General features: G+C 71.5%; 21 protein-coding genes. 7 read left to right on the top strand and 14 right to left on the bottom strand.

Annotated features, from left to right (window positions below; translation table 11 throughout):
• Positions 1–171: 171 nt before the first annotated feature.
• Positions 172–978 carry an EI24 domain-containing protein gene (locus ACIOKD_RS31540; RefSeq protein WP_402090737.1) on the top strand — a complete coding sequence of 269 codons (807 nt, stop codon included), beginning with the start codon at positions 172–174 and terminating at the stop codon, positions 976–978.
• On the opposite strand, the gene ACIOKD_RS31535 is transcribed toward ACIOKD_RS31540, so the two are convergent.
• Positions 968–2,278: a pyroglutamyl peptidase gene (locus tag ACIOKD_RS31535; RefSeq protein WP_402090735.1), complete on the bottom strand. Its 1,311-nt coding sequence runs from the start codon at positions 2,276–2,278 to the stop codon at positions 968–970. The two genes, ACIOKD_RS31540 and ACIOKD_RS31535, sit on opposite strands and share 11 nt — an antisense overlap.
• 137 nt (positions 2,279–2,415) lie before the next feature.
• Positions 2,416–2,985: a TetR/AcrR family transcriptional regulator gene (locus tag ACIOKD_RS31530; protein ID WP_402090733.1), complete on the bottom strand. Its 570-nt coding sequence runs from the start codon at positions 2,983–2,985 to the stop codon at positions 2,416–2,418.
• A gap of 189 nt (positions 2,986–3,174) precedes the next feature.
• Here ACIOKD_RS31530 and ACIOKD_RS31525 point away from each other — a divergent pair, with 189 nt between their 5' ends.
• Positions 3,175–5,613 (top strand): glycoside hydrolase family 3 protein, encoded by a 2,439-nt coding sequence (locus tag ACIOKD_RS31525; protein WP_402090731.1) that lies wholly within the window; start codon positions 3,175–3,177, stop codon positions 5,611–5,613.
• Positions 5,614–5,857: 244 nt separating this feature from the next.
• Here the strand turns inward: ACIOKD_RS31525 and ACIOKD_RS31520 are convergent, their stop codons facing one another.
• A complete protein-coding gene (locus ACIOKD_RS31520) occupies positions 5,858–6,772 on the bottom strand; it encodes an SGNH/GDSL hydrolase family protein (RefSeq protein WP_402090729.1) in 915 nt (304 codons plus the stop codon).
• A 199-nt stretch (positions 6,773–6,971) separates the two neighbouring features.
• On the opposite strand from ACIOKD_RS31520, the gene ACIOKD_RS31515 reads away from it, so the two are divergent.
• Positions 6,972–7,466 (top strand): DUF3145 domain-containing protein, encoded by a 495-nt coding sequence (locus tag ACIOKD_RS31515; RefSeq protein ID WP_402090727.1) that lies wholly within the window; start codon positions 6,972–6,974, stop codon positions 7,464–7,466.
• 148 nt (positions 7,467–7,614) lie between these two features.
• Here ACIOKD_RS31515 and ACIOKD_RS31510 read toward each other — a convergent pair whose 3' ends face one another.
• The 5 genes from ACIOKD_RS31510 to ACIOKD_RS31490 form a co-directional block, all read right to left on the bottom strand.
• Positions 7,615–8,910, bottom strand: a complete 1,296-nt coding sequence (locus ACIOKD_RS31510; RefSeq protein ID WP_402090725.1) for a beta-ketoacyl-[acyl-carrier-protein] synthase family protein — start codon at positions 8,908–8,910, stop codon at positions 7,615–7,617.
• A gap of 196 nt (positions 8,911–9,106) precedes the next feature.
• The gene (locus ACIOKD_RS31505; RefSeq protein ID WP_055611752.1) at positions 9,107–9,355 is read right to left on the bottom strand and encodes an acyl carrier protein; all 249 of its coding nucleotides are present in this window, start codon (positions 9,353–9,355) and stop codon (positions 9,107–9,109) included.
• Between the two features lie 71 nt (positions 9,356–9,426).
• Positions 9,427–10,458, bottom strand: a complete 1,032-nt coding sequence (locus ACIOKD_RS31500; RefSeq protein ID WP_402090723.1) for a ketoacyl-ACP synthase III — start codon at positions 10,456–10,458, stop codon at positions 9,427–9,429.
• Positions 10,459–10,480: 22 nt separating this feature from the next.
• Positions 10,481–11,413: an ACP S-malonyltransferase gene (locus ACIOKD_RS31495; protein ID WP_402090871.1), complete on the bottom strand. Its 933-nt coding sequence runs from the start codon at positions 11,411–11,413 to the stop codon at positions 10,481–10,483.
• Between the two features lie 89 nt (positions 11,414–11,502).
• Positions 11,503–12,708, bottom strand: a complete 1,206-nt coding sequence (locus ACIOKD_RS31490; RefSeq protein WP_402090721.1) for a PucR family transcriptional regulator — start codon at positions 12,706–12,708, stop codon at positions 11,503–11,505.
• A gap of 84 nt (positions 12,709–12,792) precedes the next feature.
• Between ACIOKD_RS31490 and ACIOKD_RS31485 the strand changes: the two genes are divergently transcribed.
• Positions 12,793–13,449, top strand: a complete 657-nt coding sequence (locus tag ACIOKD_RS31485; RefSeq protein WP_402090869.1) for a pirin family protein — start codon at positions 12,793–12,795, stop codon at positions 13,447–13,449.
• A 9-nt stretch (positions 13,450–13,458) separates the two neighbouring features.
• Here ACIOKD_RS31485 and ACIOKD_RS31480 read toward each other — a convergent pair whose 3' ends face one another.
• Positions 13,459–14,295 carry a helix-turn-helix domain-containing protein gene (locus ACIOKD_RS31480; RefSeq protein WP_402090719.1) on the bottom strand — a complete coding sequence of 279 codons (837 nt, stop codon included), beginning with the start codon at positions 14,293–14,295 and terminating at the stop codon, positions 13,459–13,461.
• 117 nt (positions 14,296–14,412) lie between these two features.
• On the opposite strand from ACIOKD_RS31480, the gene ACIOKD_RS31475 reads away from it, so the two are divergent.
• Positions 14,413–15,477 carry an aldo/keto reductase gene (locus ACIOKD_RS31475; RefSeq protein WP_402090717.1) on the top strand — a complete coding sequence of 355 codons (1,065 nt, stop codon included), beginning with the start codon at positions 14,413–14,415 and terminating at the stop codon, positions 15,475–15,477.
• An 18-nt stretch (positions 15,478–15,495) separates the two neighbouring features.
• On the opposite strand, the gene ACIOKD_RS31470 is transcribed toward ACIOKD_RS31475, so the two are convergent.
• A complete protein-coding gene (locus tag ACIOKD_RS31470; protein WP_402090715.1) occupies positions 15,496–16,317 on the bottom strand; it encodes a serine hydrolase domain-containing protein in 822 nt (273 codons plus the stop codon).
• A gap of 112 nt (positions 16,318–16,429) precedes the next feature.
• The gene (locus ACIOKD_RS31465) at positions 16,430–16,900 is read right to left on the bottom strand and encodes a GNAT family N-acetyltransferase (protein WP_402090713.1); all 471 of its coding nucleotides are present in this window, start codon (positions 16,898–16,900) and stop codon (positions 16,430–16,432) included.
• Between the two features lie 95 nt (positions 16,901–16,995).
• Between ACIOKD_RS31465 and ACIOKD_RS31460 the strand changes: the two genes are divergently transcribed.
• Positions 16,996–17,460: a MerR family transcriptional regulator gene (locus tag ACIOKD_RS31460; RefSeq protein WP_398285552.1), complete on the top strand. Its 465-nt coding sequence runs from the start codon at positions 16,996–16,998 to the stop codon at positions 17,458–17,460.
• On the top strand, positions 17,457–18,473 hold the full coding sequence (locus ACIOKD_RS31455; protein ID WP_402090710.1) for an aldo/keto reductase: 1,017 nt from the start codon (positions 17,457–17,459) through the stop codon (positions 18,471–18,473). Before ACIOKD_RS31460 ends, ACIOKD_RS31455 begins: the two co-directional genes overlap by 4 nt.
• A 199-nt stretch (positions 18,474–18,672) precedes the next feature.
• On the opposite strand, the gene ACIOKD_RS31450 is transcribed toward ACIOKD_RS31455, so the two are convergent.
• From ACIOKD_RS31450 to ACIOKD_RS31440, 3 genes are all read right to left on the bottom strand, one after another.
• Positions 18,673–19,587, bottom strand: coding sequence for a DUF4429 domain-containing protein (locus tag ACIOKD_RS31450; protein ID WP_402090867.1), 915 nt, complete (start codon positions 19,585–19,587; stop codon positions 18,673–18,675).
• A 58-nt stretch (positions 19,588–19,645) separates the two neighbouring features.
• Positions 19,646–20,869 carry an alpha/beta hydrolase gene (locus tag ACIOKD_RS31445; RefSeq protein ID WP_402090708.1) on the bottom strand — a complete coding sequence of 408 codons (1,224 nt, stop codon included), beginning with the start codon at positions 20,867–20,869 and terminating at the stop codon, positions 19,646–19,648.
• 172 nt (positions 20,870–21,041) lie between these two features.
• Complete coding sequence (locus ACIOKD_RS31440) at positions 21,042–21,710, bottom strand: TetR family transcriptional regulator (protein WP_402090706.1); 669 nt, start codon at positions 21,708–21,710, stop codon at positions 21,042–21,044.
• Positions 21,711–21,726: the final 16 nt, after the last annotated feature.

The raw sequence follows: 21,726 nt of genomic DNA, 5'->3' as shown, positions 1-21,726 counted from the left end.
GCGCGGGGCGGGCCCCGCGGTGGCGCGGGGCCCGCCCCGGGGCGGCCGGGCGGGGGCGGCCCCCCCGGTCCCCCGCCCCCTGGCGGCGCCCCAAGGGGGGGGGGGGGCCCCGCCGCGACCGGGCCCGGACCGACCCGCAGGCGACAGGCCCACGACCGGTAGGGTGCGGGTATGCGTGATCTTGGGGTGGGGTTCAGGTACTTGATGCGCGGCCAGCGCTGGGTGGCCAGGCACGGGAAGCAGTTCGGCTTCGGACTCGTCCCCGGCCTCATCACCCTCGTGCTGTACGCCGCGGCCCTGATCGCCCTGGCCCTGTGGGGCACGGACTTCGTCACCTGGGCCACCCCCTTCGCCGACGACTGGTCGAGCCCCTGGGCCGGCCTCTTCCGCGGCTTCCTGACGGCGGTCCTCTTCGCCCTCGCCCTGCTCCTGTCCGTCGTCACCTTCACCGCCGCCACCCTCGTCATCGGCCAGCCCTTCTACGAGAGCCTCTCCGAGAAGGTGGACCGGGACGTGTCCCCGGACGGCACGGCTCCCGAGTCCGGGCTCCCGCTCTGGCGCGAACTGCTGATCTCGACCCGGGACAGCCTCCGGATCGTGGCCAGGGCCGTGGTCTGGGGCGTACTGCTCTTCGCGCTCGGCTTCATCCCGTTCGTCGGACAGACCGTCGTCCCGGTGATCGGCTTCTTCGTCACCGGCTACTTCCTCACCGAGGAGCTGACGGCGGTCGCCCTGCAGCGCCGCAACGTCGTGCTCCGCGACCGCCTCACCATGCTCCGCTCCCGCAGAATGCTGGTCTGGGGCTTCGGCACCCCGCTGGGCATCGCCTTCCTCGTCCCCTTCGTCGCCGTCTTCCTGATGCCCGGCGCGGTCGCGGGCGCCACACTGATGGCCCGCGACCTGCTGGGCGAGGAGACCCGCGAGGAGAACGAGGAGTACGGGGAGGACGAGCAGGACAGCGCCCCCGTCAGTCGGTGACGTCCGCCGTCGTGTCCGTCGTGTCCGTCGTGCCCGTCGCGTCCGCCGCCACCGTCAGGATCGACCGCACCTGGGCGATGATGTCCAGCCGGTTCCGCACGAACTGGGCGTCGGTGACCGTTCCGCTCGCCGGATCCGTGTTGCCCGCCCCGAACTCCAGTACCGGCGTGTGGACATGGCCGCCGGGAAGCGAGCCGCCGAGCCCGAGCCGGTCCCGCAGGAGCGTCGCCCGGTAGGCGATCTCGTTGGACAGGTAGTTGCCCCCACCGCCCGCCCGGGCCGTCGAGCCCGCCGTCGGACCCTCGGGGCGTACGACGGGATCCGTCCCGCCCGCCGGGATCTCGGTCACCGACGTGTTGTCGTACACGGGGAAGCGTCCCGTGTCCGCCGCGACGATGGCCTTGTACGGCAGGGTCGTCGCCGTCCACTGCGGCTGCGAGGCGGGGTCGGTCACCGGCACGGTCTCGGTGCGGGAGAGGTTCTCGTTGTCCGGGAAGCCGCCCCGCCAGGCCCCGTTGGTGCGCTCGATGTCGATACGGCCCACCCGGCCCTGACTGACCGTCGTGAACAGGTCGACGTGGGGGAGATGCGGGCGCAGTGTCCGCTCCACGGTCTTGTCGGCGAAGTCCTGCCAGCGGACCGGGAAGACAGCCGTCTCGATACGCGCCGGACCGTCCGCCGTCCTGATCACCGTGCCGTCCAGCGCGAGCGCGGTCGCCCCCGACGGGTTGGAGATCCGCACGTCCCGGTCCAGTGTGAACGGGTCGAACCCGGTCACCAGGATCCGCTTGACCCTCTTGGACTCGGACTTGCCCTGGGACTGGGAACGCGGGTACCGGATGCTGTCCTGGCCCCGTGACGTCCGCTCCAGCGCGGCCAGCAGCTTGGCGCGCCGGGCCTCCGAGAGCCCGAACTCCGGCTGCCACTGCCGCACTTCACGCGTCATGCCGAGCCGGGCCCAGTACAGCGGCCGGTCGTCGTCCCTGCTGAGGTCACCGCCCGCGGGGCCGCGGCCCTGGGCCCGGTCCACCGCCCGCTGCCACAGCCGCGAGCCCTGTCGTTCGACCAGCCGCTCGGCCTGCGCGTACGAGCGGGCCCTGCCGAGGGCCCGGACGAACTCCGGTGCCACCGTGTCGAATCCGGACCGGGCGAGGATCTCCTGGGGCGCCGCCCGGTCGAGGCGCTGTTCCTCCACGGTGGGCGTGGCCGCGGGGTTCTCCGCGGCGAGGGCGGGCGGTGCGGCGAGTCCGGCCAGCAGAGCCAGGCCGAGGGCGCCGATCCGAACACGTATGTGCGTCAAGGTGGTTCAGGTCCTTCCGTCGCGAGTGGGGACGTCGTCGAATGGCGGCAGTATGCGCGACGCACGGGACGCACCGCCATAACGCGTGACCCGCGTGACCCGCGTGACCCGCGCGACTCGTGCGACCCCCGTGAAGGTCAGCCCTCGCCCAGCAGCGTGAGGAAGTCCCGGAACGCCGCAGGCATGTCCACCGACTCCGGTGCGAGCAGCCACTGGTACTGCAGCCCGTCCATCACCGCGACGAGCAGGGGAGCCGCCCGCTCCGGCGTGAGCCCGCTCGGCAGCCGCTCCCCGTACTCGGACCGCAGCACCTGCGCCATGTTCGCGCGTACGGCCTCGTACCGTTCGGTGAAGAACTCGCGTGCCGGATGCCCCTCCGTGACGCTCTCGCCGAGCAGCGCCGAGAAGGTCTGCACGATCCCGGGCCGCATGGCGTTGTACTCGACCAGCTGGCCGAGCAGTTCGAGCCGCCACCCGGTGCCGGGGACCGCGTCCCACTGGTCGCGCTCCGCCAGTACGGCGACGAGCAGCGCCTCCTTGGTGGGGAAGTGGTGCAGCAGACCCTGCGGGGTGAGGGCGACCCGCTCGGCGACCGCCGCCAGGCTCGCGCCCCGGTAGCCGCGCTCGGCGATCACCTCCAGCGCCGCCCGGAGGATCTCCGCACGCCGCTCCGTGCCCCTGGCCGATCTGGGCGCCCCGCTCGTCATGACGTCACCGTACGACGGACACGTCTCTCCGTGCGGTCCCGCCCGCAGGATTGTAACGTCGGGATAACGAAACCTACCGATCAACAGGTGACGCGGGCAGGATGGCAACAACGGAACGTATGCAACGCAACGCAACGCAGCGCAACGCAGCGCAACGCAGCGCAACGGACGCAACGAGGAGGCACCGCCATGGCGGGAACGCGGCCCACCCCGGCCGATCAGGCGCGCGAGGCAGTGGTCGAGGCGGCCCTTGCCCGCCTCGACCTGGACACGAAGGCGCGGCTGCTCGCCGGACAGGACATGTGGTCCCTGCCCGAGCTGCCCGAGATCGGGCTGAGGTCACTGGTCATGTCCGACGGCCCGATCGGCGTCCGTGGCGTGCGCTGGACCGCCGACGACCCGTCCGTCGCCCTGCCGTCCCCGACCGCGCTCGCCGCCACCTGGGACCCCGCCCTGGCCCGCCGGGCCGGCCGGCTCCTCGCCCAGGAGGCCCGCCGCAAGGGCGTCCACGTCCTGCTCGCCCCCACGGTCAACCTGCACCGCTCCCCGCTCGGCGGCCGGCACTTCGAGGCGTACAGCGAGGACCCGTACCTCACCGGACGGATCGGCACCGGATACGTGACCGGTGTCCAGGAGGGCGGAGTCGGGACCACCGTCAAGCACTTCGTCGCCAACGACGCCGAGACCGACCGCTTCACCGTGAACAACGTGGTCTCGCCGCGCGCTTTGCGCGAGCTGTACCTGGCCCCCTTCGAGGCCATCGTCGAGAACGCCCACCCCTGGGGCATCATGACCGCCTACAACTCGGTCAACGGCACCACGATGAGCGAGCACCGGTACCTGGTCGAGGAGGTCCTGCGCGGCGAGTGGGGCTTCGACGGCTTCAACGTGTCCGACTGGATGGCCGCCCGCTCGACCGTCGGCGCCATCGAGGGCGGCCTGGACGTCGCGATGCCCGGCCCGGTCACCGTGTACGGCGCCAAGCTCGCCGCCGCCGTCCGGGCCGGTGAGACCGGCGAGGCCAAGGTCGACGAGGCCGTGCGCAACGTCCTGCGCCTCGCCGCCCGCGTGGGCGTCCTGGAAGGCGCGGAACCGGTCGTCACGGACCTCCCCGAGACGGTGGACGGCGACTCCCTGGCCCGCGAGATCGCCCGCCGGGCCTTCGTCCTCGTACGCAACGAAGGCGCCCTCCCCGTCCCCGCCGGACACTCGGTCGCGCTCATCGGCGCCGCCGCCCGTGACGCCCGCGTCCTGGGCGGCGGCTCCGCGACCGTGTTCCCCGCCCACGTCGTCTCCCCGCTCGACGGCCTCACCGCCGCCCTCCCCGAGGGCACGCTGACATACGCGGTCGGCGCCGACCCGAGCCAGGAACTGTCCGCCGCCGACCAGGGGTTCGAGCTGCGCGCGGTCTGCCGCGACGCCGAGGACAACGTCCTGGGCACGCGCTCCGCGCCGAGCGGCCACATCCAGTGGATGGGCGACGACCTGCCCGACGGAGTCACCCACGACCGCCTCGACAGCGTCGAACTGACCGGCACGTTCACCCCGCGCGAGAGCGGCCCGCACACGTTCGGGATCAAGGGACTCGGCGCCTTCACGCTCACGATCGACGGCACGGAGCACTTCGACGGCGTCCAGAGCACCGACCTGGACGACCCGTTCGTGACGTTCTTCGGCGACCCCGTCGAGCGCGCCACGGTGGACCTGACCGCGGGCCGCGCCTACGGCATCTCCCTGCGCCACACCGTCGTCGTCCCCGACGACGTGCCCATGCGGGTCATCAGCTTCACGCTCGCCCACCAGGAGCCCGCGCGTGACCCCGACGAGCTGATCGCGGAGGCCGTCGAAGCGGCCCGCGCCGCCGACACGGCGATCGTCGTGGTCGCCACGACCGAACGCGTCGAGTCCGAGGGTTTCGACCGCGCGGACCTCCGGCTCCCCGGCCGCCAGGACGAGTTGGTGCACGCGGTCGCCGCCGCCAACCCGAACACCGTCGTGGTCGTCAACTCCGGTTCCCCGGTGGAACTGCCGTGGCGCGACGAGGCCGCCGCGGTGCTCCTCGGCTGGTTCCCGGGCCAGGAGGGCGGCGCGGCCCTCGCGGACGTCCTCACCGGCGCCCACGAGCCCGGCGGCCGGCTCCCCACCACCTGGGGCCCGCTGGCGTCCGCCCCCGTCACCGGGGTCACCCCCACCGACGGCGAACTGCCGTACACCGAGGACGTGTTCATCGGCTACCGGGCCTGGGAGAAGGAGAACCGCACCCCGGCGTACCCCTTCGGCCACGGCCTCGGCTACACCGACTGGACGTACGACGAGATCGACGTGACGGGCACGACGGTCACGGTCCGCGTCACCAACACGGGCACCCGCACCGGCCGGGAGACGGTCCAGCTCTACCTGGCCCCGACGGACCCCACCCCCGACCGCCCGACCCGCTGGCTGGCAGGCTTCGCGAACGTGCAGGCGTCCCCGGGGGAGTCGGTCCGGACGGCCATCGACCTTCCGACCCGAGCGTTCGAGGTCTGGGACGAGAAGTCCAACGCCTGGACACCGGTGAAGGGCGCCTACGAGATCGAGGCGTCCCACTCACTGACCGACACCAGGCTGAGGGCAACCCTCGTCTTCTGAGGGCTGTCCCGTAATCCCCGGCGGGCGCACGACGACAGCTACGGCACCTCGCCGCGTTGTCGGATCGCCCGAATACGCCCAGTATGAGGACGACCCTCCGCCTTGCGATGCACCGCATCTGACGCCGCGCGCTGATCCACCGGGGATTACGGGACAGCCCTTGGCCTTCAGCTGTGAGGGGCGCGGGGAACGGCGCAGTCTTTTCGCTTTTCGCCCCGGACCGCACCCGACAAAGCGACCCCTGTCACCGAGACGGCGTACGGGACGTCACCACCCCGTACGCCATCTCCGCAAGCCGCGCCTGCCCGTTCACACTCGGATGGAACCAGTCCCAGTGACTCAACTGCGCGGTCCCGAACCGGTACTCGAAAACCGCCCCACCATCGAACCGGCACCGCCGATCCTTCGCACACACCTCTTCCAGGACCGTGTTGTACGACTCGACACGGTCCTGCACCCGATCCCGCCGCGACGTCGCCGCCGTACTCAACGAGTCAGCGTCACCGAGCATCGAAGGACAGATCCCCAGCTTCCAGATCTGCTTGCCCATCTGATTCGTCCGCCCCTGTGACCACAGCCGCTTCAGATCGGGCACGCTGGACACGTACACCTGAGTCTTCGGCAGAGCGGACCGCAGCGTGCTCAGCGCGTCCTCGAACTGGGTGCGGAAGTCCGCGACCGACGTCATCGCGGACACCGACGAACGGCAGGCGTCGTTCGCGCCGGCCATCACCGTGACCAGCTGGGGCCTCTTCGCCGCGGCCTGCGCCAGCTGACCGGGCAGGTCGGCCATGCGGGAGCCGGTCACCGCGTAGTTCCAGCTGCGCTGCGAGGCCCCGGCCTTCCCCAGGAGCCGTACCGCCAGGCTCTTCACCTTCGCGTCGGTGCCGGTCGCCCACGAGACCTCGGGGCAGTCGGTCAGCACCGAGCAGGCGTCGAACCCGCGGGTGATCGAGTCGCCGACGGCGGCCAGCGAGCGCGGGCTGCGGTCCCAGTCCGGTGTGGGTTTCGGTGAGGGTTTTCTGCTCTGCGCGTCGGAGCCCGTCGGCCCGGAGGAGTCGCCGCCGACCGCGTCGCATCCGGTCAGCCCCGCGACGCCGACAAGAGCCGCCACGACGGCCGCGACCAGGCCCCGCGAACGGTGACCACGGTTCCGCATTCCCAGTTCCCCTCGTTCGTCGCGCAACGGCAGCTCACCCCTGAGCGTCCTCCTGGGTGAAACCTCCGTGTTTCCGGGCGCCTGGAGCGACGGTACGTCACACTCCTTGCGCCGCCGCACGGTAGCCTCGCCACGTGGCTGCCCTGCCACTGAACGATCCGCCGAGCCGCAAAGTGCCCGCTCTGTCCGGAGGTGCCAGGTGACGACACGTGGAGTTCTCTACGTGCACTCCGCGCCGCGTGCGCTGTGCCCGCACGTCGAGTGGGCAGTCGCGGGCGTGCTCGGTACGCGGGTCAGCCTCGACTGGATCCGGCAGCCCGCCTCGCCCGGCACCTGGAGATCCGAGTTCTCCTGGAAGGGCGAGGTCGGCACGGCCTCCAAACTCGCCTCGGCGCTGCGCGGCTGGCAGATGCTGCGCTTCGAGGTCACCGCCGAGCCGTGCGCCACCGCCGAGGGCGAGCGCTACAGCTGCACCCCCGAACTGGGCATCTTCCACGCGGTGACCGGCATCCATGGCGACATCCTGATCCCCGAGGACCGCCTGCGCGCCGCCCTGGCCCGCTCCCAGCAGGGCGAGACCCAACTGGAGTCCGAACTCACGAGACTCCTGGGCAAGCCCTGGGACGACGAACTGGAACCCTTCCGCTACGCAGGCGAGGGCGCCCCGGTCCGCTGGCTCCACCAGGTGGTCTGAGCCCCGCCGGGCCCACTTTGGGGGTGCGGGCAACTGCGCGACAAGCCCCCACCGGCCCGCACACACCCGCACACGCCAAGCGGCCCGGCCCCTCGAAGAGGAGCCGAGCCACTTGCAGCCAAGGCAGCCAAGGCAGAACGGGCCAAGTTCAGATGGTCCGGAACGCCAGTACCACGTTGTGCCCACCGAACCCGAACGAGTCGTTGAGCGCGGCGATCCGCCCCTCGACAGGCAACTTCCGGGCCTCCCCACGAACGATGTCCGCGGTGGCCTCCGCCTCGGGGTCGAGGTTCTCGACGTTGATGGTCGGCGGCGCGATCCGGTTGTAGAGCGCCAGCACCGTGGCCACCGACTCCACCCCGCCCGCGCCACCGAGCAGATGCCCGGTCATGGACTTCGTACCGGACACGGCGAAGTGGTCGGCGTCGTCGCCGAAGACCTTCCGCAGTGCCTTCAGCTCGGCCACGTCACCGGCCGGCGTGGAGGTCGCGTGCGCGTTGACGTGCACGATCTCCGCCGGGTTCAGGTCGGTGCTGTCGAGCAGGTGCTGCAGGGCGGCCGCGATGCCGCGACCCTCCGGCTCCGGCTGCACGATGTCGTGGCCGTCGGAGGAGATGCCCTGGCCGACCGCCTCCGCGTAGACACGGGCGCCACGCTTGGCGGCGTGCTCGGCCGACTCCAGGACCAGGACGCCGGAGCCCTCGCCGAGAACGAAGCCGTCACGGCCGATGTCGTAGGGACGCGAGGCGCCCTGCGGGTCGTCGTTGTTCTTGGACATCGCCATCATGTTGCCGAACGCGGCGATGGGCAGCGGGTGGATGGCCGCCTCCGTGCCACCGGCGACGACGACGTCGGCGCGGCCGGTGCGGATCATCTCGATGGCGTAGCCGATGGCCTCGGCGCCCGACGCGCAGGCGGAGACCGGGGTGTGCACACCGGCGCGGGCGCCGACGAGCAGACCCACGTTGGCCGAGGGGCCGTTCGGCATGAGCATGGGAACGGTGTGCGGGGAGACGCGGCGTACGCCCTTCTCCTTCAGCACGTCGTACTGGTCGAGCAGGGTGGTGACGCCACCGATGCCGGAGGCGATGACCGCGCCGAGCCGGTCGGGGTCGACGGTCGTACCCGGCTCGGCGGCGTCCGATGCCTCGGCGCCCGCCTTGCCGGTGAAACCTGCGTCGGCCCAGGCCTCCTTGGCCGCGATCAGCGCGAACTGCGCCGAGCGGTCGAGTCGGCGGGCCTGCGGGCGGGGGATGACCTCGCCCGGCTCCACGGCGATCTGCGCCGCGATACGGACCGCCTGGTCGGCGGCCCAGTCCTGCTCCAGGGGGCGGACGCCGGAACGTCCGGCGACCAGGCCCTCCCAGGTAGAGGCTGCGTCGCCACCCAGCGGTGTGGTTGCGCCGATACCGGTGACGACCACGGTGCGATTGGTCGGGCTCACGGGAATTCTTTCTCCAACGGATACGAGGATTCAGCGGCGCCACCGCCGGGTGGCGGGGCTGGGTCCTGTCGTCACATTCGCGTCGTACGCCCGGAGGGCGTGCCAGGCGTCGCCCGGCTGGAGGCACCTCCCGGCCGAAGGCTGGGGGAGGGAATGTGCCGACAGGACCTGGCAGCAGTCGGGGGTGAGAGGTTGCTCAGCCCTGGTGCTTGAGGATGTACTCGGTCGCGTCGCCGACCGTCTTGAGGTTCTTGACGTCGTCGTCGGGGATCTTGACGTCGAAGCGCTCTTCGGCGGCGACGACGACCTCGACCATGGACAGCGAGTCGACGTCGAGGTCGTCGGTGAAGGACTTCTCCAGCTGGACGTCCTCGACCGGGATGCCGGCGATCTCGTTCACGATGTCGGCGAGACCGGCGACGATCTCTTCCTGAGTGGCGGCCATGTCAGGCGCTCCTTCTTGTGTTTCCAGAGGGTGTGGCGGTACTGCCGCCCGGAAGGTTCCGGACGGTGTGCCTAGGGGAGGGTAACGACCGTCGCGGCGTACACGAGACCCGCCCCGAAGCCGATGACGAGCGCGGTGTCGCCGCTCTTCGCCTCGCCGGTCGCCAGGAGCCGCTCCATAGCGAGCGGGATCGAGGCGGCCGAGGTGTTACCGGTGGTGCGCACGTCACGCGCGACCGTGACGTGTTCCGGCAGCTTGAGAGTCTTCACCATCGAGTCGATGATCCGCTCGTTGGCCTGGTGGGGAATGAAGACGTCCAGGTCGTCCGCAGTGAGTCCGGCAACTTCCAGCGCCTCCTTGGCGACCTTGGCCATCTCGAACACGGCCCAGCGGAACACCGCCTGGCCTTCCTGCGTGATCGCGGGAAACTTGACCTCGCCCTTGGAGTCCAGGGGCAACTGGGACACGTCACCGCTCCTGAAACGGTCCCAGGAGACGGTCTGCTTGATGGTGTTGGACTTGTCGCCCTCGGAACCCCAGACCGTGGGGCCGATGTGCGGCTCCTGGGAGGGGCCCACGACGACCGCGCCCGCGCCGTCACCGAACAGGAAGGCCGTCGCGCGGTCCTCCAGGTCGGTCAGGTCGGACAGCCGCTCGACGCCGATGACGAGCACGTACTCGGCGGAACCGTCGATGATCATGCCCTTGGCCAGGGTCAGTCCGTAGCCGAAGCCGGCGCAGCCCGCCGAGATGTCGAAGGCCGCGGCCTTCGCCGTGCCGAGCTTGTCGGCGATCTCGGTGGCGACGGCCGGGGTCTGGCTGAAGTGGGAGACGGTCGAGACGACGACGGCGCCGATCTGCTCGGCGCTGATCCCGGCGTCGGCGATCGCCTTGCCGGACGCCTCGATCGACATCGCGGCGACGGTCTCCTCGTCGTTGGCCCAGTGCCGGGTCTCGATGCCGGAGCGCGAACGGATCCATTCGTCGGACGAGTCGATGCGTTCGAGGATCACCTCGTTCGGGACGACACGAACCGGGCGGTAGCCGCCCACACCGAGGATCCTCGCGAACGGGGCGCCCTTGCTGGCCTTGATCTTCGACATGCTCAGTCGGCTCCTTACGCGCTCAGGCCGAGGCGTGCTCGGCGAGGAGCTCGCGAGCCGCTTCGAGGTCGTCGGGTGTCTTCAGCGCCAGCGTCTTCACACCGGGCAGCGCGCGCTTGGCGAGACCGGTCAGTGTGCCACCGGGGCACACCTCGACCAGCGCGGTCACGCCGAGTTCCTTGAACGTCTCCATGCACAGGTCCCAGCGGACCGGGTTGGCTACCTGACCGACCAGACGGGAGACGACCTCGGCACCCGTGGCGACGGCCCGGCCGTCCTTGTTCGAGACGTACGTGACCGTCGGGTCGGCTGGCGACAGCTCCGTCGCGGCCTGCGCGAGGACGTCGACCGCCGGAGCCATGTGACGGGTGTGGAACGCGCCCGCGACCTTCAGAGCCACCACCCGGCGTACGCCCTCGGGCTTGTCCGCCTCCAGGGCGGCCAGCTCCTCCAGCGTGCCGGCGGCCACGATCTGGCCCGCGCCGTTCACGTTCGCCGGGGTCAGGCCCAGCTTCTCCAGGTGCGGGATCGTCACTTCGGGGTCGCCGCCGAGCAGCGCCGACATTCCGGTCCGGGTGACGGCGGCGGCCCCGGCCATCGCCAGACCCCGCTTGCGCACGAGCTTCAGTGCGGCCGTCTCGTCCAGGACGCCCGCGAGGACGGCGGCCGTGATCTCACCGACGCTGTGCCCCGCGACGGCGCCGGGTACCGCGGCACCGGGCGCCGCGGCACCGAGTGCCGACGCGGACAGGAGACCCGCGGCGACCAGCAGCGGCTGGGCGACGGCGGTGTCCCGGAGCGCGTCGGCGTCACCTTGCGTTCCGAAGTGGGCAAGGTCGAGCCCGATGGCGTCCGACCACGCGGCGACGCGGTCGGCGGCGCCGGGAAGGTCGAGCCAAGGAGTCAGGAAGCCGGGCGTCTGGGCACCCTGGCCGGGAGCGACGAGTACGAGCACTCTCACACTCTCTCTTGTGAACGGGCACGGCCGCCCGTGGGGACAGGGACGAAGAACAGGAGGGGGAATTGTAGGTCCCCGACAAAAGGCTAGAGCTGAGGATCTCCATCGGCCAGACGCCCCAGGATCAGCGCGATCCGCAGCGTGAACGCCGAACGTACGTCGGAAGGCGACCAGCCGGTGACGTCAGTCACACGTCGAAGCCGGTAGCGCACGGTGTTGGGATGCACGAAGAGCATCCGGGCCGCGCCTTCGAGACTGCTCGCCTGTTCGAGATACACGCTCAACGTCTCCAGGAGCGCGGACCCGGCCTCCTCCAGCGGTCTGTAGATCTCCTCCACCAGCTGGTCGCGCGCCGCCGGGTCACCGGCGATCGAGCGCTCCGGCAGGAGATCGTCCGCCAGCACCGGCCGGGGCGCGTCCTGCCAGGCGAAACACGCCTTGAGCCCGGCCGCCGCGGCCTGCGCGGAACGGGTCGCGGCCAGCAGGTCGGGCACCACGGGCCCGGCCACCACGGCGCCCGCGGCGTACGGGCCGATCAGGGACTTGGCGACGGCCAGCGGGTTGTCGCTGCCGCCCGCGATGACGACGAGACGGTCACCGAGGACACCGGTGAGCACCTGGAGCTTGGCGTGCCGGGCGGCCCGCCGGATGGCCTCGACGGTCAGCTCGCTGTCACCGTCGGGTGCCGTGCCCAGCACCACGCACACATGCTCGGGCGAGCTCCAGCCGAGAGCCGCGGCCCGCGACACCGCTCCCTCGTCGGCCTCTCCGGACAGGACCGCGTTCACGACCAGCGACTCCAGGCGGGCGTCCCAGGCACCGCGTGCCTCGGCGGCCTGCGCGTACACCTGGGCGGTGGCGAAGGCGATCTCCCGGGCGTACACGAGCAGCGCCTCGCGGAGCACGTTCTCGTCACCCGGGGCCGCGACCTCGTCGATCGCGGACTCCATCACCTCGATCGTCGTACGCACCATCTCCACGGTCTGGCGCAGGGTGATCGCCCTGGTCAGTTCGCGCGGGGCGGTGCCGAAGACGTCCGTGGAGATCGCCTGCGGGGCGTCCGGACGCCGGAACCACTCGGTGAACGCGGCGATACCGGCCTGTGCGACGAGGCCGATCCACGACCGGTTCTCCGGTGGCATCGCCCGGTACCAGGACAGCGTCTCGTCCATGCGCGCGATCGCCTGGGCGGCGAGACTGCCGGACGACTTCTCCAGCCGCTTCAGGGTCGCGGTGTGCGCGTGGGCGGCGCGCGCGGCGCGTTCGGTGTTGCTGGATTCGGGTTCGGGCACGGAACAAGACTGCCTTATCCGGACGGCGGGATGCGGCGGAGGGTCGCAGGTGGCACGCCCGGCGGGTCTACCGTGGGTCGCGTGATGGACGTACGGCGCGCAGACGACCGCTACCGCGGAGACGACCCGGCGGCCGGGATCGAGTCCCTGCACGCCTTCTCCTTCGGCCCGCACTACGACCCGGACAACCTCCGCTTCGGCGCGGTCCTCGCGTGCAACGAGGAACGCCTGGCGCCCGGCGCCGGCTTCGACGAGCACCGGCACAGCCACACCGAGATCGTCACATGGGTCGTCGAGGGCGAGCTGACCCACCGGGACTCCACGGGCCACGAGTCGCTCGTACGCCCCGGGGACGTCCAGCGCCTCAGCTCGGCGGGCGGGGTCCGCCACGTCGAACGCAACGACGGCGACACGCCGCTGCGCTTCGTCCAGATGTGGCTGGCCCCGCTGGAGCCCGGCGGCGACCCCGCGTACGAGGTCGTCCACGGCATCGCGGACTCCACGCCGTACGCGGTCCCGGAGGCGGGGGCGATGCTGCACGTCCGCCGTCTCGCCCCGGGCGAGCGGACCGCGGTGCCGGACGCACGCTTCCTGTACGCGCATGTCGTGCGCGGGGAAGTGCTGCTGGGCGGCGAGGTGGTGGGCGCGGGGGACGCGGCGCGCATCACGGACGCGAAGGACGTGGAGGCGGTGGCCCGGGGGAGCGCGGAGCTGCTGCTCTGGGAGATGACGGCCGGCTGAGCGTCGGCATCACCGCGCGGACAACCGGTCCAGTGCCGAGCGGCTCCCGTCGTCCGCGGCGCGGTAGATCACCAGCCGCTGGTCCAGATCCTGGATCGGCGTGAGCACTTCGAAGTCCACCGCGATCTCACCGGCCTCGGGATGCCGTACGACCTTGCGCCCGCGGCCCTTGACCTTGACGTCCCGCTCGGCCCACACGCGCGCGAACTGCTCGTCACGCGTCCGGAACTCGACGATGAGGTCGGTCAGGGCCCGGTCCTCGGGATGCGTGGCCCACGCGGCGCGCAGGTGGGCCACGCCCTCCCGGACGACGCGTTCGCGGTCGGTGGAGAACTCGCGGATCTCCGGATGCATCAGGCACAGCCACATCGTGTTGCGCTGCGACGGCGGCAGGGTGCCGAAGTCCAGCAGCAGCCCCGCCATCTCACGGTTCCAGTCCAGGATGTCGTAGCGGTGGTTCAGCACCATGGCCGGCAGGGGTGACAGGTCGGTGACCAGCCGGGCGAGGGTCGGCGCCGCGGTGGTGGCGGGCCCGTCGGCGTCGCCCGGACGGCGCCGGCGGGCCAGGTCGAAGAGGTAGGTGCGTTCGTCGGGGCTCAGGCGCAGCGCCCGGGACAGTGCCTCCACCACGTCCGCCGAGGGCCGCAGCCCGCGCCCCTGTTCCAGCCGTACGACGTAGTCGACGCTGACCCCGGCCAGTTCGGCGACCTCTTCGCGGCGCAGTCCAGGGGTCCGCCGCGACTGCCGGCGCGAGGGCAGACCGAGATCGTGCGGGTCCAGTCGCGCGCGCCGGGTCCGCAGGAACGCGGCCAGCTCCGATGTCGCGTCCACGGTGGGGGTCGTCATGTCGGACCCAACCGCCGGGGTAGGACCGATGTTCCCAGGAACGTCCTTCCCTTACCCCTGGTTCGGGGCGCTCGCAGACTCGCTGTCGACAACGGATCACGAGCACAGGAGGACACCATGTCGCTCACCCTCGACACCTACCGGCTGCTGGGCCGCTCGGGACTGCGGGTCTCACCGCTGGCCCTGGGCACGGCGACCTTCGGCACCGAGTGGGGCTGGGGCGCCGAGCGGGACGAGGCGCGCAAGCTGTTCGACCTCTACGTCGAGCGCGGCGGCAACTTCATCGACACCGCCAGCACCTACACCGACGGCAGCTCCGAGCGCCTGCTGGGCGAATTCACCCGCGACAACCGGGAGAGCCTGGTGCTGGCGACGAAGTACACGACGCTGCGCCGGCCCGGCGATCCCAATTCCGGCGGCAGCCACCGCAAGAGCCTGTTCGCTTCGGTGGAGGCCAGTCTGCGACAGCTGAACACGGACTACCTCGATCTGCTCTACCTGCACGTGTGGGATTTCACGACACCGGTCGAGGAGATCCTGCGCGGCATGGACGATCTGGTCCGGCAGGGCAAGGTCCTGTACGTGGCGATCTCCAACGCCCCGGCCTGGCAGGTGTCGCGCATGCAGGCGATCGCCGACCTGCGCGGGTGGTCGCCCCTGGTCGCCCTGCAGATCGAGTACAACCTGACCGAGCGCGCCGGCGAACGTGACCTGATCCCCATGGCACGTGAGATGGGTCTTGGCGTGATCCCGTACTCACCGCTGGCGGGCGGGGTGCTCACCGGCAAGTACAGCCGCGACGACCTGACCGCCACGGACGCCGTGTCCGGCGACAGCACGCGCAAGAACTTCAACCTCGCCCTGGGCACGGTCACCGAACGCAACCTCGCCATCGCGGACGTCGTGAAGGAGGTCGCCACGGAACTGGGCCGCACACCCGCCCAGGTCGGGCTGGCCTGGACCCTGCGGAACCCGGGCGTGACGGCGCCGGTCATCGGCGCCCGCACCCCCGAGCAGCTGGAGGGCAATCTGGGCGCCCTGGAGGTCGATCTCACCGCCGCCCAGCTGGCCCGCCTCGACGAGGCCGGCACCATCGGCCTCGGCTTCCCGCACGACATGCTCGCCAGTGACCACGTCCGCCGGGTGACGGCGGGGGACCTGCGGATCGAAACCCGCCGCTGACACCCGACGAGCGCAGGCTCAGCGCCCCAGCTCGGCCAGGACCGCGTCCGTGAACGCGGGCCAGACCTCCGTCGCCCAAGCCCCGAAGGGGCGGTCCGTCAGGGCTGCGCAGGCGATCCCCGCGTCCGGGTCGATCCACAGGAACGTGCCGGACTGGCCGAAGTGGCCGAAGGTGCGGGGGGAGGACGAACCGCCTGTCCAGTGCGGGGACTTGGAGTCGCGGATCTCGAAGCCGAGACCCCAGTCGTTGGGGTTCCGGTGGCCGTAGCCCGGCAGGACGCCCTTCGTGCCCGGGTACTGCACGGTCATCGCCTCGGCGACCGTCCGCGGGTCGAGCAGCCGCGGCGCCTGCACCTCGGCGGCGAACCGCACCAGGTCGTCGACGGTGGAGACGCCGTCCTTCGCGGGCGAGCCGCCGAGGGTCGTCGACGTCATACCGAGCGGTTCGAGGACCGCCTGCCTCAGATACTCGGCGAAGGGGATCTCCGTCGCCTTCGCGACATGGTCGCCCAACTGCTCGAACCCGGCGTTGGAGTACAGCCGCCGCTGTCCGGGCGGAGCCGTCACCCGGTGCTCGTCGAAGGCGAGCCCGCTCGTGTGCGCGAGCAGATGCCGCACGGTGGACCCCTCGGGCCCGGCCGGCTCGTCCAGTTCGACGGCCCCCTCCTCGTACGCCACGAGCACGGCGTAGGCGGCGAGCGGCTTGGTGACAGAGGCCAGCGCGAACGGCTGCGAGGTGGGGCCGTGGGCCCCGAGCAGGGTGCCGTCCGCCCGCACAACAGCCGCGGTGGCGGTAGGAACGGGCCACTTCTCGATCAGCGCAAGACTCTCCAAAGACATGACCCGAAGCCTACGGTCACCGTTCGGCTCCGGATCGGGCAGCGCCGGTCTCTCAGGGGCGCGGGGAACTGCGCGGCCGGCCCCCACCGGGCCCGCACCCACCCACCACCGGTCAGAACTTCAACCGCATCAACGGATCCGGCGTACGGACGAACCCCATCGACTCGTACAGCGGCGCGGCCTCCGGGGAGGCGGTCAGGTCGATCTGCCCGACCCCCTCCTCCCGGAACCACTCCACCAGCGCCTCCATACAGGCCCGCGCGTACCCCCGCCGCCGCGCACCGGGATCGGTCGCGACACTGAACACGTATCCGATCCGCCCGTGCGGGTTCCGGGGCCGGCCGATCCGGTACTCCAGGGTCCCCGCCACGAGCGCCGCCAGCGCCCCCACCCGCTCCGGGTGCTCGACGACGAACGCCGCGAAACCCCCGCCGGGATCGGCCAGCCGGCCCCGTACGGTAACCAGGGACGCGGCATGCCAGCCGGTCGACGTGTCCGCCCCGGGCATCGCGTCGATCAGCACCTGACGCAGTCGGAGCAGTTCCTCGGCGTCCTCGGGCACAGCCCGGCGTACAAGGCTCATGATCGGCACGCTAGCCAGCGCGGCGCCCCGTGTCGTCGGAATTTCATCCGCTTCCGCTTGCTTGGAGTGCACTCCAGGGTTTTAGCGTGGGGACCATGACGGTGATGGAGACCACGGAGCCCGGGACCGACATCTGCGTAGCCCCGCCGCAGACGCTGCGGCGCCCCGACGGCCGGGACCAGTACACGATCAGCGAGGTCGTCGCGTTCACCGGCCTGACGGCGCACACGCTCCGCTGGTACGAGCGGATCGGGCTGATGCCGCACATCGACCGCTCGCACACGGGCCAGCGGCGCTACAGCAACCGCGACCTCGACTGGCTCGACCTCGTCGGCAAGCTGCGACTGACCGGGATGCCGGTCGCCGACATGGTGCGGTACGCGGAGATGGTGCGCGCGGGCGACGACACGTACGCGGACCGTTTCGAACTGCTCGAAGCGACGCGGCGGGACGTGCGGGCCCGGATCGCCGAGCTCCAGGACACTCTCGCGGTGCTCGACCGGAAGATCAATTTCTATGCGGACGCCGGGCAGGCCCTGGCGTCGGAGGGGTCCCGATGACGGACAGCAGGATCGCGAAGGCACCGCTCGGCACGGGCGGCCCCGAGGTCGGTGTGCAGGGTCTCGGCTGCATGGGCATGAGCTTCGCGTACGGGCCGACGGACGCCGCGGAGGCCCGGGCCACTCTGGAGCGCGCGCTGGAACTGGGCGTCACGCACTACGACACGGCCGACGCCTACGGGCAGGGGGAGAACGAGCGGTTCCTGGCGCCCTTCTTCGCGGCGCACCGCGACGAGGTGGTCATCGCGACGAAGTTCGCCCTGACGATCCCGCCGGACGAGCCGACCCGGCGGATCATCCGCAACGACGGCCCGTACATCCGGCAGGCGGTCGAGGCGAGCCTCAAGCGCCTGGACGTCGACGTGATCGACCTCTACTACATGCACCGCCGTGATGTGAAGGTCCCGATCGAGGAGACCGTCGGCGTGATGGCCGAGCTGGTCCGCGAGGGCAAGGTCAAGCAGCTCGGCCTCAGTGAGGTGACGGGCGGCGAACTGCGGGCCGCGCAGGCGGTGCACCCGATCGCGGCCGTCCAGTCGGAGTGGTCGCTGTTCAGCCGGGACATCGAGGCGGGTGTCGTTCCGGCGGCCCGTGAGCTGGGCGTGACGCTGGTCCCGTACTCCCCGCTCGGGCGTGGCTTCCTCACCGGCTCCTTCACCGACGCCGACAAGGACCTGACCGCCGGTGACTTCCGCCGCCGGCAGCCGCGCTACACGGGGGACAACGCGGTGACGAACGCGGGTCTGCTGGAGTCGATCCGGGGGGTGGCCGAGGCGCACGGGGCCTCCGTGGGGCAGATCGCGCTGGCCTGGGTGCACCGGCGGGCGGCTGTGCACGGGCTGCCGGTCGTGCCCATTCCCGGCACGCGCAGCCGCACGCGGGTGGAGGAGAACACGGCGGCGACGCGTGTCGCGCTGACCGAGTCCGACCTGGCCGCGCTGGAGCCCATCGCCGCGGGGGTCGCGGGCAGCCGTTACGCCGACATGACCTTCTCCTCGGCGGGCCGGGAGTAGCCCTCCGGGCCGGGGGCCCGGGCCGGTTCGCCGGGTGCGGGCGCGTCGTGGCTGAGCGCGCCGTTCCCCGCGCCCCCAAAGACGAAAGGCAGGGGGCGCAGCCCCGTCTACCAGGGGCGCGGGGAACTGCGCGGCCGGCCACGGCGTACCCGCACCCGGCGCGCTCCCCGCCCCCCCCAGCCCAGCCCAGCCGCAGGCGTCAAAGCTCCGCCAGCAGCTCCGCCTTCTTCACGGAGAACTCGTCATCCGTGACAAGCCCGGCCTCATGCAGCTCACCGAGGTGCCGGATCCGCTCGGCGATGTCCGCCGGGTCCCGCCGGACCCGCGGCGCCACCGCGACCGCACCGGCGGACGCCCCCGAGCCCACCCCGTCGGGCAGCACCGCGGGCCCCCCGGACCGCGCGGCCGCCAGCACGGCCGCCGCGAACGGCAGCGACTCGTGCACCGGCCCGTACCCCAGCCCGAAGACGACGGCGGCCGGATCCTGATCCGGCTGCCCCGGCCGGGCACCCCCCGCGCCCCCCGCCTCACGGCGCAGCAGCCGCAGATGCCCCTCGAAGATCTCGGGCGAGCGCCACTCCACCCCGCACAGGTCGGCGACGGCGAACGTCTGGTCGCCGGCCTTCCACTTCGCGGACGAGGCCCCCGTCCAGAACCACCGGAAGGCCACGGACTTCCCGTCGAAGGACGCCTTCCCGTCGTACGCCTTGAACTGGAGCGGCGTCTCGGGCGCCCGCACCAGATAGCGCTCCACCGGCTCCGCGTCCGGCGGCCCCAGCATCGCGCGCAGCTCGTCGGCGTAGTACTCGGCGAGCGTCTCGCGCTCGGCGGGCAGCACGAGGCGGTAGGGGTCGCACACATCCCTCAGCTGTCCCGCGGCCGCCTCCATCAGCGGATCCGCGCCCGGCCTCGGCTCGGCACGCAGGACGACCGTCCCGCGTTTGCCGGGCGTCAGCGTCACCGACGCGATCGCGTCGAGCGGGATGCGCCGCTCACCGAGCGCCTGGAACAGCTTCGGTGTGCGGATCCCCCGTTCGAAGCGGATGAGCACGGAGTCGGACTCGAACTCCCAGGCGGCATGAAATCCGGCCAGTACGTCACCCATGCGGGCCATCGTATGCGGCATGCGCTTCCTAGTCCCCTCCCTGAGCAGACCGCACTTTCCTCGTCCTCTACGCGCGTCCGGCTTCAGCGGTGCCGGGCAGACCCTCCCGGCACGCGTCATCCTTGTGCGCGCAGCTGACCGCGCGGTATGCGCCAATACCGATCTCGGCGAAGTTCCGCAGGCTGTCGGTCCCGGGCTCGAAATACCCGGTGTGTCCCTTCGCCCCGCGCGCGGACAGCACCCGCGCGCCGAAGTCCGAGGACATCGGGTCGGCGCCGTGACCGAGCCCGCCGACCTCCAGGTGCGGTACGTCCTGGATCCAGTCGTCGGAGTCCCGTACGGCCCACACCCGGGCCGCGGTGCGCAGCTGCGCCGCCCGCTCGACCCGCATGCCCGGACTGCCCGCCACCGCTATGTCGGAGACCCGGGGCGGCAGTGAGTGGGCGGCCACACCGCAGACCACGGATCCGTAGCTGTGGCAGTACAGCGCGACACGTGAGCGGCCGGGCAGCGCGCGTACGAGGGCGTCGAGCCGGACAGCGCCCTCCTCGGCGCGGGTCCCGGTGGCGGCGTCCATGCCGAGCCCGTTCGGCGTCGTGTAGTCGGCCCACGCGATCACGGCCGTACGCGTCCGGGGGCTCGCTTCCCGCTCGGCGCGGTACAGGGCCTTGGCCATGCCGACCGGTGCCGTGTACCTGCGCTCGGTGCGCTGGAAGGTCAGCAGGTCGGTGTCGACGCCGGGCACCACGACCGAGACCCGCTCGGCCCTGCCGAGGTTCCCGAAGACCTCCGCGACCCGGCCCGAACCCATCGGGTCGAAGGCGAGGATGCGGCGCTTGCCGGCCATCAGGGCCTCGTAGCGGTGCATCCGGCGGCCCGCGTCGCGTCGGCCGACCGCGGAGAGCCGCTTGTCACGCATGCGTTCGATCTCGGCCTTGCGTGCCTGGCCGAGGGCGATCCGGTTGGCGCGGTAGCGCAGAGCCACCGGCGCCCCGTTCATGTTGCCGACCGCGAGCGGATAGCGGGCGGCGAGCCGGGTCCGCTGGTACGCGTCGAGCGAGGCGAAGAACTGGGCCAGCCGGATCGGCGTCGTCCCGTCCGGGTCGGGCAGCCGGTGCCCGCCCATGTGACCGCGTTCCCATGCGGCCAGGGAGGCCGCGATCGGTGTCGCCGCCCCTCTGTGACCGCGTACCGCGGTCCAGCCGGTGGTCCCGAGCATCACGAACACCACGGCCAGCGCGAGCAACATGCGCCAGACGTTGAGTTGGGGGGTGGAGTCGAAGGAAGTCACTGAAAGGACACACTAGGAGAACGAGAGGGTCTCGCGTTAACCGAGTGAGGCGTATCACGTTTCCGTTGGGGCGATTGGGGCAAAGTGGCCCTGCTCCCCGCCGGGCCATCACGCTGTGTACGCGCATGGGTGTTCCGTACCCATAAGGTCACTACGTTCCGTGCGGGCGCAGTTACTCGGTGTCCCGGTGATCGCTCTCGTCACGCGTGTGCCAGTTCGCGATCGACGCGGGCCCCATCTGGTCGAGGTACGAGGCGGTCAGCTCACGCATCGCGGCCACGCTGAAGTCCTCGCCCGCGCCCCACCGGCGGGCCGCCAGCCGCATCACGCCGCCGAACAGGGCCACCGCCACGCGCGGGCGCGGATCGGCGTCCACGTCGACGCCCTCCCGGTCCGCGATCAGCCGGGCCAGCTGCTCCTCAAGACCCTCGTGGCGGCGCAGGTGGGTGGCGAGCAGCGCCGGGGTCGACTCGATCAACTGGTAGGTGCGCATGTGCAGTTCGATGGGCACGACGGCCTCGATCGCTTCCCCGATGGTGTCCCAGCTCGCCATGACGGCCCGCCGCAGCGCGTCCAAGGGGGCTTCGTGGGCCGGGCGTTGGCGTACGGCGTCAAGGAAGTGCGACTCGGTCATCTCCTGGACGGCGAAGGCGGCCTCCTCCTTGCCGGCGAAGTACCGGAAGAAGGTGCGCTGGGAGACGTCGACCGCCTCGACGATCTCGTCCACGGTCGTCCGCTCGTACCCGTGTGCCGCGAACAGCTCCAGGGCGGACCGCACCAGCGCGTCCCGCGTGCGCTGCTTCTTGCGCTCGCGCAGGCCCGGTCGTGGTGCCGTGTCCATGAGTCCTCTTTCCCGT

It is taken from the genome of Streptomyces sp. NPDC087844 (genome assembly GCF_044742785.1).
GTDB lineage: Bacteria > Actinomycetota > Actinomycetes > Streptomycetales > Streptomycetaceae > Streptomyces.
Note: the sequence above shows the minus strand (reverse complement) of the source record. Positions and strands in the feature narration are given on the sequence as shown.

Bases quoted from the DNA above. Each gene is read 5' to 3' on its own strand.
- ACIOKD_RS31540 (WP_402090737.1), top strand. From the start codon at position 172: ATGCGTGATCTTGGGGTGGGGTTCAGGTACTTGATGCGCGGCCAGCGC.
- ACIOKD_RS31530 (WP_402090733.1), bottom strand. From the start codon at position 2,985: ATGACGAGCGGGGCGCCCAGATCGGCCAGGGGCACGGAGCGGCGTGCG.
- ACIOKD_RS31525 (WP_402090731.1), top strand. From the start codon at position 3,175: ATGGCGGGAACGCGGCCCACCCCGGCCGATCAGGCGCGCGAGGCAGTG.
- ACIOKD_RS31520 (WP_402090729.1), bottom strand. From the start codon at position 6,772: ATGCGGAACCGTGGTCACCGTTCGCGGGGCCTGGTCGCGGCCGTCGTG.
- ACIOKD_RS31505 (WP_055611752.1), bottom strand. From the start codon at position 9,355: ATGGCCGCCACTCAGGAAGAGATCGTCGCCGGTCTCGCCGACATCGTG.
- ACIOKD_RS31500 (WP_402090723.1), bottom strand. From the start codon at position 10,458: ATGTCGAAGATCAAGGCCAGCAAGGGCGCCCCGTTCGCGAGGATCCTC.
- ACIOKD_RS31485 (WP_402090869.1), top strand. From the start codon at position 12,793: ATGGACGTACGGCGCGCAGACGACCGCTACCGCGGAGACGACCCGGCG.
- ACIOKD_RS31480 (WP_402090719.1), bottom strand. From the start codon at position 14,295: ATGACGACCCCCACCGTGGACGCGACATCGGAGCTGGCCGCGTTCCTG.
- ACIOKD_RS31475 (WP_402090717.1), top strand. From the start codon at position 14,413: ATGTCGCTCACCCTCGACACCTACCGGCTGCTGGGCCGCTCGGGACTG.
- ACIOKD_RS31470 (WP_402090715.1), bottom strand. From the start codon at position 16,317: ATGTCTTTGGAGAGTCTTGCGCTGATCGAGAAGTGGCCCGTTCCTACC.
- ACIOKD_RS31465 (WP_402090713.1), bottom strand. From the start codon at position 16,900: ATGAGCCTTGTACGCCGGGCTGTGCCCGAGGACGCCGAGGAACTGCTC.
- ACIOKD_RS31460 (WP_398285552.1), top strand. From the start codon at position 16,996: ATGACGGTGATGGAGACCACGGAGCCCGGGACCGACATCTGCGTAGCC.
- ACIOKD_RS31455 (WP_402090710.1), top strand. From the start codon at position 17,457: ATGACGGACAGCAGGATCGCGAAGGCACCGCTCGGCACGGGCGGCCCC.
- ACIOKD_RS31450 (WP_402090867.1), bottom strand. From the start codon at position 19,587: ATGGCCCGCATGGGTGACGTACTGGCCGGATTTCATGCCGCCTGGGAG.
- ACIOKD_RS31440 (WP_402090706.1), bottom strand. From the start codon at position 21,710: ATGGACACGGCACCACGACCGGGCCTGCGCGAGCGCAAGAAGCAGCGC.